12 protein-coding genes are annotated in these 14,107 nt (G+C 68.7%); 4 read left to right on the top strand and 8 right to left on the bottom strand.

Translation table 11 applies throughout. From position 1 onward, the window contains the following. Window positions 1-3 precede the first annotated feature (3 nt). The 4 genes from FBY30_RS18950 to FBY30_RS18935 all read left to right on the top strand — a co-directional run bounded on the left by FBY30_RS18950 (window position 4) and on the right by FBY30_RS18935 (window position 4,455). Complete coding sequence (locus FBY30_RS18950) at window positions 4-1,029, top strand: nucleoside hydrolase (protein ID WP_142134206.1); 1,026 nt, start codon at window positions 4-6, stop codon at window positions 1,027-1,029. A gap of 147 nt (window positions 1,030-1,176) precedes the next feature. Further along, window positions 1,177-2,067 carry an ECF transporter S component gene (locus FBY30_RS18945; protein ID WP_142134204.1) on the top strand — a complete coding sequence of 297 codons (891 nt, stop codon included), beginning with the start codon at window positions 1,177-1,179 and terminating at the stop codon, window positions 2,065-2,067. A 41-nt stretch (window positions 2,068-2,108) separates the two neighbouring features. Beyond that, window positions 2,109-2,864: an energy-coupling factor transporter transmembrane component T family protein gene (locus FBY30_RS18940; RefSeq protein ID WP_200830724.1), complete on the top strand. Its 756-nt coding sequence runs from the start codon at window positions 2,109-2,111 to the stop codon at window positions 2,862-2,864. After that, window positions 2,857-4,455 (top strand): ABC transporter ATP-binding protein, encoded by a 1,599-nt coding sequence (locus FBY30_RS18935; protein ID WP_327437018.1) that lies wholly within the window; start codon window positions 2,857-2,859, stop codon window positions 4,453-4,455. Before FBY30_RS18940 ends, FBY30_RS18935 begins: the two co-directional genes overlap by 8 nt. A 46-nt stretch (window positions 4,456-4,501) precedes the next feature. Here FBY30_RS18935 and FBY30_RS18930 read toward each other — a convergent pair whose 3' ends face one another. From FBY30_RS18930 to msrB, 8 genes are all read right to left on the bottom strand, one after another. Then, complete coding sequence (locus FBY30_RS18930) at window positions 4,502-6,664, bottom strand: 3-hydroxyacyl-CoA dehydrogenase NAD-binding domain-containing protein (RefSeq protein ID WP_142134200.1); 2,163 nt, start codon at window positions 6,662-6,664, stop codon at window positions 4,502-4,504. After that, the gene (locus tag FBY30_RS18925) at window positions 6,661-7,938 is read right to left on the bottom strand and encodes a thiolase family protein (RefSeq protein WP_142134198.1); all 1,278 of its coding nucleotides are present in this window, start codon (window positions 7,936-7,938) and stop codon (window positions 6,661-6,663) included. Before FBY30_RS18925 ends, FBY30_RS18930 begins: the two co-directional genes overlap by 4 nt. A gap of 118 nt (window positions 7,939-8,056) precedes the next feature. Then, the gene (locus FBY30_RS18920) at window positions 8,057-9,391 is read right to left on the bottom strand and encodes an HRDC domain-containing protein (RefSeq protein WP_142134196.1); all 1,335 of its coding nucleotides are present in this window, start codon (window positions 9,389-9,391) and stop codon (window positions 8,057-8,059) included. Between the two features lie 12 nt (window positions 9,392-9,403). Continuing rightward, the gene (locus FBY30_RS18915; protein WP_142134194.1) at window positions 9,404-10,093 is read right to left on the bottom strand and encodes a DUF3000 domain-containing protein; all 690 of its coding nucleotides are present in this window, start codon (window positions 10,091-10,093) and stop codon (window positions 9,404-9,406) included. 58 nt (window positions 10,094-10,151) lie between these two features. After that, a complete protein-coding gene (locus tag FBY30_RS18910) occupies window positions 10,152-11,249 on the bottom strand; it encodes a threonine aldolase family protein (protein ID WP_142135448.1) in 1,098 nt (365 codons plus the stop codon). A 40-nt stretch (window positions 11,250-11,289) separates the two neighbouring features. Beyond that, window positions 11,290-12,033: an SDR family oxidoreductase gene (locus tag FBY30_RS18905; RefSeq protein ID WP_235009506.1), complete on the bottom strand. Its 744-nt coding sequence runs from the start codon at window positions 12,031-12,033 to the stop codon at window positions 11,290-11,292. Further along, a complete protein-coding gene (locus FBY30_RS18900; protein WP_142134193.1) occupies window positions 12,030-13,397 on the bottom strand; it encodes a DUF6421 family protein in 1,368 nt (455 codons plus the stop codon). Before FBY30_RS18900 ends, FBY30_RS18905 begins: the two co-directional genes overlap by 4 nt. A gap of 204 nt (window positions 13,398-13,601) precedes the next feature. Further along, window positions 13,602-14,060: a peptide-methionine (R)-S-oxide reductase MsrB gene (gene msrB, locus FBY30_RS18895; RefSeq protein ID WP_235009577.1), complete on the bottom strand. Its 459-nt coding sequence runs from the start codon at window positions 14,058-14,060 to the stop codon at window positions 13,602-13,604. Window positions 14,061-14,107: the final 47 nt, after the last annotated feature.

The following is a 14,107-nucleotide window of genomic DNA, read 5'->3' as shown; positions in this document are numbered from 1 at the left end:
GCCGTGCCCGCCTACCTGCTGGACGTCGATACCGGCATCGACGATGCCCTGGCGCTTGCCTACCTTGCCGCCCTCCCGGAGACCGAGTTCGTGGCGGTGACGGCCACACCGGGGAACGTGGACGCGGACCAGGTGGCCCGCAACACCCAAGCGCTGCTGGAACTGTGCGGCCGGCCTGGAGTGCAGGTGGCAGTCGGTGCCCGCAAGCCGTTGTCCATTCCGCTGCTCACCACACCGGAAACCCACGGACCCCAGGGCATCGGCTACGCGGTCCTGCCTGAACCGTCCGGCCAGCTCAGCCCGCGGGACGCGGTGGACCTCTGGATCGAGCACGCCAGGGCCCGCCCGGGGGAGCTCACCGCGCTTATCACGGCCCCGCTGACCAACTTTGCCCTGGCGCTGCGGAAGGAACCGGAGCTTCCCGACCTCCTGGCCAAGGTGGTGATCATGGGCGGTGCCTTCTACCACCAGGGCAACACCACGCCCACGGCCGAATGGAACACGCACGTGGATCCGCACGCCGCCAAGGAGGTCTACGCAGCCTACCGGGGACGGCCGGAGGAGAAACTGCCCATCGTCTGCTCGCTGGACACCACGGAGCGCATGGAACTGCACCCTGCCCACGTCCGGGCGCTTGCCGAGGCCGCCGGGGCCACCGTCCCGGAACTGGTGCTCCCCGAGGACCCCGAGGGCCGGCGCAGCACCTCCGACAACACGCTGGTCAGGCACCTGTCGGACGCCCTCCGCTTCTACTTCGAATTCCACCGGCACTACGACCAGGGGTACCTGGCCCACGTCCACGACTTTTTCGCCGCCGGAGTGGCCGCCGGCACGCTCGAGTACGCCGCCCGGCCCGCCACCGTGGACGTCGAAACCGACTCCCCGCTCCTCATGGGAACAACCGTGGCCGACTTCCGCGGACTCTGGGGCGCGCCCCCCAACGCCCGGGTCGTGTCCGGAAACAACCCCCGGCAGGCATTCCGGGAGCTGGTGTCCGCCGTCGGGAACCTTGCACGCCGCGTGGGATAGCAGGTCCCGCACCGCGAAATGGCCGGTAGAATGGGCTCCGGACCGGCCCGGCGCAGTTGCCGCCGGCTGCTGCCGAGGTGACATAGGCAGCCACACTCCGGCCCGGCACTGCCGGGCTCCTGCCTGCACCCCAAAGGAACATTCCCCATGTCATCGCCCTCTTTGACGCTCCCGTCACAGGAACGCATCCCGGCCAGGCGCCGGTTGCTGGAGATCCTCGGCGCCCTGGCCATCGCCGCAACCTACATCTACCTGGTGCTCAACCAGCCCGCCGACATCACCGGTGGCCCGGGCAGCGCGTCAGCCCTGATTGCCCTCACCGGCTTCCTGGCGGGGGCCGTCCTACTGATCGTCGCCGTCCTGCCCACCCTGCCGGCATCCACTCTGGTGCTGATCCCGGTGGCGTTGGTCCTGAACATCGTGCTGGGCCAGTTTGTCGGCAGCACCCTGGTGCCCTTCTACCTCGACGCCATTGGCACGGTGCTGATCGCCGTGCTGGCAGGACCGGCAGCCGGCGCCGCCACCGGTGCGCTCAGCAGCATCGTCTGGTCCTTCTTCAACCCCACGGTGCTGCCGTTCGCCGCGGGCGCCGCGCTGATCGGTTGCCTGGCAGGATTGGCAGCGCGCTACGGCCTGTTCCGCCGTTTCTACCTGGCGCCGGTAGCCGGCTTCGTCACCGGGATTATCGCGGGCGTTGTTTCCGCGCCGGTAGCCGCCTTCGTCTTCGGCGGAACCTCGGGTGTTGCCACGGGCGCCATCGTCAGTGCCTTCCGGGCCATGGGCGATACCCTCCTCGCCGCCATCACCAAGCAGGCGCTGATTTCCGACCCCATGGACAAGGCGATCGTGTTCACCATCGTGGCCATCCTGGTTTACGCGCTGCCCCGCCGGGCACGCCAGCAGTTCCCCTTCATCCGGCGCCACCGGGTCCTGGCCGGCAACACCCCGGCGGCAGAGGCCCGGGTGGACGCCCCGGCCCAGGGCACTGCCCAGACTCAGGTCCCGGGCACTGCCCGCGATTCAGCCCCCAGGGGCTGACCGCACCCTGTGACAGCATCCCCGGCAGGCAGGACTGCAGCGTGACCAGGCGGACGCGGCTTAATCCCCTGACCTGGCTGGCGGCTGCCGGCAGCACGGCGGCCGTCACGACGGCGGCCGCGAGCTGGCAGCTGTCGCTCGCCGTGGTTGCCGCGTGCCTTGGCCTGTCGCTGGCAGCCGGCACGGCCCGCCGTGTGCTGCCGGCTGCCGCCGCCGTCCTGGTCCCGTTTGGGTTGTCACTGCTGGTGCTGCACGGACTGTTCTTCCCTGAAGGCCGGACTGTCCTGGCGGAGTGGGGACCTGCCCGTGTCACTGGCGAGGGCCTGGAGTTCGCAGGCCAGCGGATCCTGCTGTTGGCCGCCGTCGTCATGGCACTGACGCTGTTCTCCTTCAGCATCAGTGTTCCTGACCTGGTGGCGGTGTTGTCCGCGCGCGGCGTGCAGGGCCGGTTCGCATTCGTGCTGGCGTCCACCCTGACCCTGCTGCCCGCCATCGCAGCACGGGCACAACGGATCCGGCACGCCCAGGAATCACGCGGCCTGGTGGTCACCCGCAGCCTGGTGTCCCGGGTTGGCGCGTTCCGGCTGCAGGCCGTCCCCCTGGTCCTGTCCCTTATCGAGGATGCCGGCACCCGGGCGGCCGCTTTGGAGGCGCGCGGACTGAGCAGTCCCGGCCCGCGCACCAGCTACCGGGAGGTTCCTGATTCCAGCCTGCAGCGGACGGCGCGCGCGGTCCTGGTGCTGCTGGCCGTGGCAGCGGTGGTGCTCCGTCTGGTGCAGGCAGGCGCGGGTGGCTGAGCGCATGGTCACGAGCGGCCCACAGAACAAAGGCAATACTGGCAGTGACAGTAATGCCCCCGCGGCCGTGCTGGCTGCCGGGATCCGGCATTTCACGTTCCACGACGGGCACGTCCCTGCGCTGCGGGACGTGGCTGTTTCCTTTCCGGCCGGGTCCTTCACAGCCATCCTGGGCGCGTCCGGAAGCGGCAAATCCACCCTGGGCCGCCTCCTGGCGGGGTGGCTGCCACCGGGCGGCCACGGTGCCCTGTCAGGTTTCCTCGAGCTGTCCGGCACCCGGTTGGAGTTCGACGGCGGCCCGGGGGACCCGCGGATCAACCCGGCGGAGTGGGGCCGCCAGGTGGGCTTCGTCCCGCAGGACCCCACCACCGTCCTGTCCACCGTCCGTGCGACGGTGGCCGAGGAGCTGGCGTTCGGGTTGGAAAATGCCGGGATGGAGCGCGGAGCCATGGTGGCGGCGGTGGAGCGCACCGCCGGGCTGCTGGGACTGCGCAGCAAGCTGGGCCAGGACCCGGCGCGGCTCTCCGGTGGCCAGCTCCGCCGCCTGGCCATTGGCTGCGCGATCATCGCAGGCCCCCCGGTGCTGGTCATGGATGAGCCCTTCGCCTCCCTGGATGCGGCAGGGACGGCGGAGCTTGCCGCCCTGGTGCGCGACCTCCTGGACGGCGGCACCGCCGTCGTGGTCCTCAGCCAGACGGTTGATCCCCTGCTCACGGAAGCCGGCACCTGGGTGGTGCTGTCGGACGGCACAGTCACCGCCAGCGGCCCGCCTGCCGGCTTGGAGAGCAGTTCGGGGGCGCTCCCGGCAGCGATCCGGCGCCGCGATGCCACGCAGGCTGCAGCGCGCGCCCTGCCGCAGGCCGCCGGAATAGAGCCAGGGCCGCCTGCGCTCCAGCTCCGGAATATTTCCTTCGGGTACCGGGAAGCACCAGCCCGGGGCAAGCGAAAGAGGAAATCTGCCCAGGCAGGCCAGCCGAACCACCCCGCCTTGGTCCTGCGCGACGTCGACCTGACAGTCCATCAAGGTGAGATCGTGGCCGTGACCGGCCCCAACGGTGCCGGGAAATCAACCCTCCTGCGGCACTTCAATGGCCTGCTGCGTCCGTCATCGGGCAGCGTGGCGGTCGGCGGCGTTGACATCGCCGGAGCGCCGGTGGGGAGGACCGCGGCCTCGGTGGGCCTGCTGTTCCAGCAGCCGCGTGATCAGTTGTTTGAGCGGACCGTTCTCCGCGAGGTCAGCTTTGGGCTGGACCGCCTGGTGGGCCCGGCAGCGGCAAAGGACCGCGCTGCAGAGGCCCTGCGGAAGGTGGGCCTGGCCGCGGCGGCTGAAGACCATCCCGCCGAGCTGCCGGCATCCGCCCAGCGCCTCCTGGCGCTGGCCACCGTCCTGGCCCGCAAGCCCGCCGTCATGGCCTTGGATGAGCCCACCGTGGCACTGGACGGGGACGGGCTGGCCATGCTTGACGCCGCCGTACGGTGGGCAGCGGCGGAGGGCGGCGGCGTCGTGCTGGTCACCCATGACCTGGGCTACGCACGCTCGGCGGCGCACCGCATTCTGGCGCTCGACGGCGGCCGGCTGGTACCGGCCTGACCGCACGTGCCGCCTGGCCTTGTGGGGCCAGACGGCACGTGGCTGCCTAGCCTTGTGCCGGTGAGGCGACGCCGGGGGCCAGGAAGCGCTTGCCGTTGACCCGTTCCGAGGCGCCCACGCGGTCCAGGTACGGCGTGATGCCGCCCAGGAACATCGGCCAGCCTGCACCCAGGATCATGCAGAGGTCGATATCCTCGGGCCCTGCCACGACGCCCTCGTCCAGCATCAGGCCGATTTCCTCGGCCAGGGCATCCTGGACGCGGCGCAGCACCTGCTCTCCGGTGGAGGGGCTGGTACCGAAGGACATCAGTTCCAGGGTGGAGGCCGGGATGGCCCGCGAGCCGTCCGGTGTGGTCTCCCACAACGCCTTGACGTTGTTGTCGATGAGCTTCTTCAGGTTGTCGGACACTGGGAACCGCTCCCCGAAGGCGGCATGCAGCGATTCCTGGACGTGCTGTGCCACCGGCAGGCCAACCATGGCCAGCAGCGTGAAAGGCGTCATGGGCAGGCCCATGGGACGCAGCGCCGAGTCTGCCACCTCTGCCGGGGTGCCTTCATCAAACGCGGCCGTCACCTCGCCCATGAGCCGGAGCAGGATGCGGTTGACCACGAAAGCGGCGGCGTCCTTGACCAGTACGCCGGTCTTCTTCAGGGCCTTGGCCAGCTCGAAGGCCGTGGCCAGTACGGCGTCATCGGTCCGCGGGGCCCGGACGATCTCCAGCAGCGGCATGACGGCCACGGGGTTGAAGAAGTGGAAACCCACCAGCCGCTCGGGGTGCTGCAGGTCGGCGGCCATCGCAGTCACCGACAGGGAGGACGTGTTGGTAGCCAGGATGCACTCCGGCGACACGATCCCTTCCAGCTCGGCGAACACCTGCTTTTTGATGTGGAGTTCCTCAAAAACGGCCTCGATCACGAAGTCGGCGTCCGCGAACACTTCCTTGGAAACCGATCCCGTCACCAGGGCCTTGGTGCGGTTGGCTGCGTCCTGGCTGATGCGCTTCTTGCCCAGCAACTTGTCCACCTCGGCGTGGACGTACGCCACGCCCTTGTCCACGCGTGCCTGGTCGATGTCGGTCAGGACCACCGGCACCTTCAGCTGGCGGGCAAAGACCAATGCCAACTGGCCGGCCATCAGGCCGGCGCCCACCACGCCCACCTTGGTGACGGGGCGGGCCAGTTTGCGGTCGGGGGCCCCTGCCGGGCGCTTGGCACGCTTCTGCACCAGGTCCAGGAAGGCGTAGACCGTGGAGCGGAACTCGTCGGTCTGCATGAGCTCTGCCAGGGTTTCGCATTCCAGCACCGCAGATTCCGCTGCGGTCATGGTCCGGTTGGCCTCGAGGAGTTCCAGCACCTTGGCCGGGGCTGGGGAGGCGTTGGAGGTCTTGCCCTCGACGAACTTCCGGCCGGCTTGAACTGCCGCGGTCCAGCGGGCCTCAGCGTCCGGGGAAGAGGGGTCGACGGCGTTGGGCCGCTCCGGGACCACCTCGCCGGAGATGACGCCGGCTGCCCAGGCCAGCGACTGTTCCAGGAAGTCGGCGGGTTCGAAGAGGGCATCGGCAATGCCCAGCTTGAAGGCCTGCGTGCCGGAAAGGGTGCGGTTGTTGCTGAGCGGGTTTTCGATCATCACCTTGACCGCGTTTTCCGGGCCCACCAGGCGGGGGAGGATGTAGACGCCGCCCCAGCCGGGCACCAGGCCCAGGAATCCTTCGGGCAGGGCCAGGGCGCCCGCGCCGGTGGACACCGTCCGGTAGGTGGACTGAAGCGCGATCTCCAGGCCGCCGCCCAGGGCGGCACCGTTAATGAAGGCGAAGCTGGGGACGCCCAAGTTTGCCAGCGTGGCGTAGACGTCGTGGCCCAGCTGTGCCATCCACAGCCCGTGCTCGCGCTGCTCCAGGGACTTCACGGCGGAAAGATCCGCCCCGGCCACCAGGTAGTGCGGCTTGCCGGTCACGCCGACGCCGACGATTTCGCCGCGCGCTGCCCTGTCCCGCAGGCCTTCCAGCACGGTGCCCAGCTCCACCAGGGTGTTGGGGCCCAGGGTTGTGGGCTTGGTGTGGTCCATGTCGTTGTCCAACGTGACCAAGGCAAAGATGCCGGTGCTTGGCTTCCCCGCGGTGCCCGGGAGGACGATGTCCTGCACGTAGGAGTGGGTCACGGTTTCGTTGGGGAAAAGGTCGGCCAACTTGCGGAAATCTGCGGCGCTCATGCCAGGGCTCCTTCGGAAACGGTAGCGGCGGTCCCGCCGGAGGGGGTTCCACTGTAGTCGGGGTGGTGCGGGTTTTCCCAGATCACGGTGCCGCCCATGCCCAGGCCCACGCACATGGTGGTAATCCCGTAGCGCACCGACGGGTCTTCCTCGAACTGGCGGGCCAGCTGGATCATCAGCCGGACACCGGAGGAGGCGAGCGGGTGGCCCACCGCGATGGCGCCGCCGTACCGGTTGACCCGGGGGTCGTCGTCGGCAATGCCGTAGTGGTCCAGGAAGCTTAGGACCTGTACGGCGAACGCCTCGTTGATTTCGAACAGGCCGATGTCGTCGATGGTCAGCCCGGCGTTCTGCAGCGCCTTCTCGGTGGCCGGAACGGGACCGATGCCCATGACCTCCGGCTCCACGCCGGCGTAGGCGTAGCTGACCAGCCGCATCTTCACCGGCAAGCCCAGTTCCGCGGCGGCGTCGGAGGACGCCAGGACGGCTGCGGTGGCGCCGTCGTTAAGGCCGGCCGCGTTACCGGCCGTGACCCGGCCGTGGGCGCGGAACGGCGTGCGCAGGCCGGCAAGGTCGGCCGTGGTGGTGCCGGGCCGCGGCGGCTCATCCTTGCTGTGGACGGTCCAGCCCTCGCCGGGCTTGCGGGCAGCGACGGGCACCAGGTCCGGCTGGATCTGCCCCTCCTGGTATGCGGCTGCCAGCTTGTCCTGGGACGCCACCGCATACGCGTCCGTGCGCTGCTTGGTGATGGCGGGGAAGCGGTCGTGCAGGTTTTCTGCGGTGTTGCCCATGTTCAGCGCGGCCGGGTCCACCAGGCGTTCGGACATGAACCGCGGGTTGGGGTCCGCCCCGGAGCCCATTGGATGGTGGCCCATGTGCTCCACGCCGCCGGCAATCACAACGTCGTAGGCGCCGAAACCGATGCCGCCCGCCGTCGTCGTGACAGCCGTCATGGCACCGGCGCACATACGGTCGATGGCGAAGCCGGGGACGGTGCGCGGAAGGCCTGCCAGCAGGGCGGCGGTCCGGCCCAGGGTGAGGCCCTGGTCGCCGGTCTGGGTGGTGGCGGCAATGGCCACCTCGTCAATCCGCTCCGGCGGAAGGGAAGGATTGCGGCGCAGCAGGCCGCGGATGCATTTCACGATCAGGTCGTCGGCCCGGGTTCCGGCGTAGATTCCTTTCTCGCCGGCCCTGCCGAAGGGTGTGCGGATGCCGTCCACAAAGACGACGTCGCGGACAGTGCGCTGGGATGCGCCGCTTCCGTGCTGGCTCACGTGTAACTCCTCATCGAGACGTAACGCGCCGGTGCATGCCGGAGGGCAGCAGCCTGACGTGGGTCACCTCGATGTTACTCGTGAGTAACTTAGCCTGCAAGGGCTGGAATCGTGCGCGTTACTGGCCAGCCGCTGCTGCGGGCGCCTTGGACTCCTTGGGCGGCAGCGGCTGGGGGTTCAGGAAGGCACCGGCGATCAGGGGAGCGGTGAGTTCCACCTGCCACTTCCGGGCGCCGAGTTCCAGCAGTTCGGCGGAGATCGACTCCTCCGTGACCTCCGCGGGCGGCCGCCACGCCACCCGCCGGAGGTAGTCCGGCGTCAAGAGGTTTTCCAGCGGCAGGTCCAGTTCCTCGGCCTTTGCCTGCAGCAGGGGCCGCGCCGTGGCCAGGCGGGCGGCGGCTTCCGGGTCGCGGTCGGCCCAGACCCGGGGCGGCGGCGGAGCGTTGGTGGCCAAGTGCAGCGGCGGCAGTTCCTCCAAGGCGCGGGCCGCAGAGATGCAGCGCAGCCAGCGGGGGGCTTCGCGCTGCGCGGCGCGGCCGTGGAACCCCTTGGTGGTGAGTAATTGCGGGACGGTGGCGGGCATGGCCTTCGCCGCTGCAACAAGGGCGGAATCGGGAAGCAGTCTGCCGGGCGCCACGTCGCGTTTTTGCGCCAGTGAGTCGCGTTCCAGCCAGAGCTCACGTACCGCGGCGAGCTGGCGGCGGTCCCGGATCTGGTGCAGGCCGGAGGTCTTGCGCCATGGGTCCACGCGCGGGGGAGCGATGCCTGCCGCCAGGATGGCTGCGAATTCCTGCTCGGCGTACTCCAGCTTCCCGTTGGCCTGCAGCAGTTCGATGAGTTCTTCGCGCAGCTCGGCCAGGACTTCGACGTCAAGTGCGGCGTAGCGCAGCCATGGTTCGGGCAGCGGGCGGGTGGACCAGTCGGCCGCGGAGTGCTCCTTGGCCAGCCCGAACCCCAGCAGCTGCTCGATGACCGCGGCCAGGCCCACCCGGGGCAGGCCCGCGAGCCGCGCGGCGAGTTCGGTGTCGAAGAGCTTGTCCGGCCACATGCCCAGCTCCGACAGGCAGGGCAGGTCCTGGCTGGCAGCATGCAGGATCCACTCGACACCGCGCAGGGCGTCGTTGATGATCTCCAGGTTCCCGAACGGCTCCGGATCGATCAGCCACGTACCGGCGCCCTCGCGCCGGATCTGCACCAGGAAGGCGCGTTGCCCGTAGCGGAAGCCGGAAGCGCGCTCGGCGTCCACACCCGCGGGTCCGGTCCCTGCAGCAAGGGCGGCTGCGCAGCGCTCCAGGCCGGACTGCGTTTCGATGACCAGCGGGACACCTTCGCGTGGAGCGTCAAGGTCAATGATTTCGGGGATGGGGCTGTCAAAGCCCTCCACGGTGATGTGGGGTGCGGCAGCAGCAGCCGGGACGCCGGCTGTGGTGTTTTCCGGAGTGTTTAGGGTCATGATGCCCCCAGTTTACCGGGCTGTTCCATAACCGTTCTGTTGGCTTCGGCGCCGGGGCGGGAGTGCGGTGACGCCGTCGGGCAGCGGCGGGAGGCCGGCGAAGGTGCACACCATGTCGGACCAGGCCTCGAGATGGGCCTGGACATCGGAGGAATCGGGTGTCCAGGAGGCCCGAAGTTCGATGTCGATCGATCCCGGGCGCTCCGCCAAGGTGCCGAAGCTCTCGGAGAGGACCCGGGTGGCGGTGCCGCCCGCTGCCCGGTAGCCGGCCTTGTGGTTCTCCAGCGCCTCCACCAGCCAGGTCCACGCCACGGTTCCCAGCATCTGGTCGTTGCCCATCTCCGGTTCCAGCTCGGCCCGGATATAGGTGACGATGCGGAATTCCCCGTCCCACACGGCCGAGCCCTCCGGGTCGTGCAGCAGGATGAAGCGCCCTGTGGCAAGCTCGGTTTCATCCTCATCCGCCGCCGGACCCGCCGTTCCGGAGGCGGCGGCAAATGCCAGTGCCGCCGGCCCGTGCATAGGGGTTGAAGGCGCACCGGCGCCGGGCACCATCACTTCGGCGCCCAGCGCGACGGCGAAGGGTGCCAGGCGCGCAGGGGCAGGGATTTCCGCGAGCCGCAGTTCCTTGCGGCAGCGGGCTTTCCTGAGGGTTCCCAAGGCATGGAGAAAATCCGGGGGAACCTGGTCAAGTGCGTTCACCTTGGCAGATTACGGTGTGGGACCGGGCGGGGCAGGAAGGCTCGCCGTCAGGGGGCGGTCAGCCGGCCTGCGTGTCCCGATAGTCCCGGAGCTCATGGCGGATCGCGGCGGCAAAGGCATCAACATCTTCCTCCGTGGTGTCAAAGGAACACATCCATCGGACTTCCCCTGTGGCTTCGTCCCAGTCGTAGAACCGGAAGGAGTTGCGCAGCCTGTCCGCCACGCCGGGAGGCAGGATGGCGAAGACGCCATTGGATTCGGTCTTCTGGGTGGGCCGCACGCCGTCGATCGTGTCGACGGCAGCGCGGAGCCGGGCAGCCATGTCGTTGGCGTGCGAGGCCGAACGCAGCCAGAGGTCGCCTTCCAGCAGGGCGATGAACTGGGCAGACATGAAGCGCATCTTGGAGGCGAGCTGCATGTCCATCTTGCGCAGGTAGAGCAGGCCGTGGGCTGCCTCCGGGTTCAGTGCCACCACTACTTCGCCGAAGAGCAGTCCGTTCTTGGTGCCGCCGAAGGACAGGATGTCCACCCCGGCATCCCGGGTGAAGGCGCGAAGGGGTACGCCCAGGTGGGCGGCCGCGTTGGCCAGCCGGGCGCCGTCCATGTGCAGCTTCATGCCCTTGGCGTGCGCATGGTCGGCAATGGCGCGCACTTCTTCGGGCGTGTAGCAGGTGCCCAGTTCAGTGGTCTGGGTGATGGACACGGCCAGCGGCTGGGCGCGGTGTTCATCACCCCAGCCCCAGGCCTCACGGTCGATCAGTTCGGGGGTCAGCTTGCCGTCCGGGGTGGGAACGTGCAGGAGCTTGAGGCCGCCGATGCGTTCCGGAGCCCCGTTCTCGTCCATGTTGATGTGGGCGGTGGAGGCGCAGACCACCGCACCCCAGCGGGGGAGGAGGGACTGCAGGGACAGGACGTTGGCGCCGGTGCCGTTGAACACTGGGAAGCATTCGATGCCGGGGCCGAAGTGCTCAACCATCAGCTCCTGCAGCCGGGCGGTGTAGTCGTCTTCGCCGTAGGAGACCTGATGCCCTTCGTTGGCCGCGGCCAGCGCTGCCAGGACCTCGGGGTGGACGCCGGAATAGTTGTCCGAGGCGAAGCCGCGCACGTTCGGATCGTGCAGCCGCAGTGCCGCGCCGGTTTCTGCTGTTGTCGTCATAGGGTTGCTCACGCTTTCAGTTTAGGGACAGTCACGGCCGTCAGTCGGCCAGCCTGAGCCGGGCACCGTTGAGTTCGGTGGACGGAGTGCCGAAAAGCCGTACGACGGCGGCAGCAAGGTCGGCGACGTCCGTCGCCCCGGGAAACTTCCGCTCCGGGTGGGCGCGGCGGAGCTCGTCGTCCACCAGCGCCTTGACCACCAAAACCGTGGCGGCAGCCTTGCCGCCGCCGGCCTCCGATGCCCGGCGAAAGCCGTCCGCCATGGCCATGGTCCACGCTTCAGCCGCAGCCTTTGCCGCCACATAACTGGCGACTGCCGCGGTGGGCTTGTCCAGCGCGGTGGAGGAGACCATCGCAAACCGTCCGGAGGCGGACGCGGCAATGTCGTCGAAGAAGACACGCGATACGTTCCGCAGCGTGGTGATGGCGCCGCGTTCCAGGAAGTCCCAGTCGTCGTCCGACTGGTCGGCGATCCCCTTGGCGCCACGCCAGCCGCCCACCAGGTGGATCACGGCGTCCACGGACCCGAAGGCCGCGGCAATCTCGTCGCGCAGCTTCCGGACTTCGGCCAAAACCGCCAGGTCGCACGTGAAGGGGGTGACGCCGTCGCCCGCTTTCTCCGCCGCGTCCGCGATCCTGGCCTGGTCTGATCCCACGGTGGCCACGCGGTGCCCCGCGGAGGCGAGGGCGCCGGCGACGGCGATCCCCGAGGCGCCGCTGCCTCCGGTAACCAGGACGCGGACCGGCGCGGAACCAGTCACCGAGCCTGTGGCTGTACTGGTCACAGCGCGGAGCGGCCGGTGATGCCGGCGGTGGATTCAATAACCGGGCGCATTTTCTTCTCCAGTGCCTCGTAGAACATGGACAGCGGGAATTCGTCGTCCAGGACCTGGTCCGTGAGGCCTCGGGGTGTCCCCGCCAGCGGCAGCGCGTCAGGGCCCTTGGCCCATACGGAGGCCGGGTTGGGGGTGACGGTGGCGGACACCAGCTGGTAGGCCGCCAGCCAGTGGGCGGTCTTGGGCCGGTCGATGGAGCGCCAGTACAGCTCGTCAATGCTGGCTCCCAATGCGATGACGGCGTCCGCCACCTCATCCCAGTCGATGGTAAGCCGTGTGTCCGTCCAGTGCAGCACGTGCTGCTGGTGCAGCCAGGCGAACAGGAGCTGGCCGCCCAGGCCGTCGTAGTTGCGGACCCGGCTGCCGGTGATGGCGAAGCGGAAGATGCGGTCGAAGATGATGGCGTACTGCACCAGCTTGGCGTGCCGCCGCGCTTCGGGATCGGCGTCGTCGTCCTTTTCAATCCGGACCGACTCGCGGAAGGCCGTGAGGTCACAGCGCAGTTCCTCCAGCGAGTACAGGAAGTAGGGCATCCGCTGCTTGATCATGAAGGGATCGAACGGCAGGTCGCCGCGCATGTGGGTCCGGTCGTGGATCAGGTCCCACATCACGAACGTGGCCTCGGTGAGTTCCTGGTCGGCGAGCAGCTCCGCGGCGCCCTCCGGCAGCTCCAGGGAGGTAATTTCCGCGGCCGCCTTAAGGACGCGGCGGAACCGCGCGGCCTCGCGGTCGGCGAAGATGGCACCCCAGGTGAAGGTGGGGGTCCGGCCGACCGCCACCGTCTCGGGGAAGAGGACGGCGGAGTTGGTGTCGTAGCCCGGGGTGAAGTCGACGAAGCGGATGGGGACGAACAGCTTGTTGGAGTATTCGCCCGCCTCAAGCCCGGCAATGAACTCGGGCCAGATCACCTCGACCAGCACGGCCTCCACCAGCCGGTTGCTGCTGCCGTTCTGGGTGTACATGGGGAAGACCACCAGGTGCTGCAGGCCGTCATGGCGCAGCTCCTGGGGCTGGAACGCCAGCAGGGAGGACAGGAAGTCCGGAACCGCGAACCCACCGGCGGCCCATGCTTCGAAGTCTGCGCAGGCAGCGTCGAGGTAAGCGGCGTCGTGCGGGAAGGCGGGGGCCAGGGCCCTGATCGCCGCCACGATGGCTTCCACGTGCCCGGCTGCTTCCAAATGGTCGGCAGGCTCCGGCACGGACCCATCCTTGACCTGGAGCGCCTGCAGCGCGGTGGCGGCCGTCTTCAGCCGGAGCCAGTCCTGGTTCTGTGCGGAAATGCCGCTTAATGCGGTGGTCAGGGTCTCTGTCATCGTCGGCTGCCTTTCTGGATGCTTGCGTCTCTTTGGCGAGCGTAACAAGCAACCAGAAGGACTTATGCCTAAAGGCGACTTGAATAAGAAAGATTTAGCCTCGACGGCTGCTGGACTGGAACGAGACCAGCCCCCGGCTGTGGGAACAGCGCGGGGGCTGGGACGTGCCCGCCGGCGTCAGGCGCTTGGCCCTACACGGAGTGCCTAGCCCTGGGGCCCGACTTCGGCGTCATCCTTGCCCACCAGCCGGAGGGAGACGGAGTTGATGCAGTAGCGCTGGTCGGTGGGAGTGCCGTAGCCCTCGCCCTCGAAGACATGTCCCAGGTGGGAGTCGCAGGAAGCACACCGCACTTCGATCCGGTCCATGCCCAGGGTCCGGTCGTGGATGTAGCGGACGTTCCCCTCGGCCAGCGGCGCCCAGAACGAGGGCCAGCCGCAGTGGGAGTCGAACTTCTCATTGCTGGTGAACAGTTGGGCGCCACAGGCCCGGCACTGGTAGACGCCTTCGGTGTGGCTGTCCCAGTACTCGCCGGTGTAAGGCCGTTCGGTTCCGGCCTGACGGAGGACGTGGTATTCCTCCGGGGTCAGCTCCTCGCGCCACTGGGCGTCGGTTTTCTGCACCGTGTTTGACGGAGCGGTGTTTTCCTGGCCGCCACCAACCATGTCAGTTGCCTTGTTACCGAAGATGCTGTTTCCAAAGATGCTCATAG

The sequence above is a fragment of the Arthrobacter sp. SLBN-83 genome, from assembly GCF_006715285.1.
Lineage (GTDB): Bacteria > Actinomycetota > Actinomycetes > Actinomycetales > Micrococcaceae > Arthrobacter.
Note: the sequence above shows the minus strand (reverse complement) of the source record. Positions and strands in the feature narration are given on the sequence as shown.

Coding starts and splice junctions, on each gene's coding strand:
- FBY30_RS18945 (WP_142134204.1), top strand. CDS start 1,177: ATGTCATCGCCCTCTTTGACGCTCCCGTCACAGGAACGCATCCCGGCC.
- FBY30_RS18930 (WP_142134200.1), bottom strand. CDS start 6,664: ATGAGCGCCGCAGATTTCCGCAAGTTGGCCGACCTTTTCCCCAACGAA.
- FBY30_RS18920 (WP_142134196.1), bottom strand. CDS start 9,391: ATGACCCTAAACACTCCGGAAAACACCACAGCCGGCGTCCCGGCTGCT.
- FBY30_RS18900 (WP_142134193.1), bottom strand. CDS start 13,397: ATGACAGAGACCCTGACCACCGCATTAAGCGGCATTTCCGCACAGAAC.
- FBY30_RS18910 (WP_142135448.1), bottom strand. CDS start 11,249: ATGACGACAACAGCAGAAACCGGCGCGGCACTGCGGCTGCACGATCCG.
- msrB (WP_235009577.1), bottom strand. CDS start 14,060: ATGGTTGGTGGCGGCCAGGAAAACACCGCTCCGTCAAACACGGTGCAG.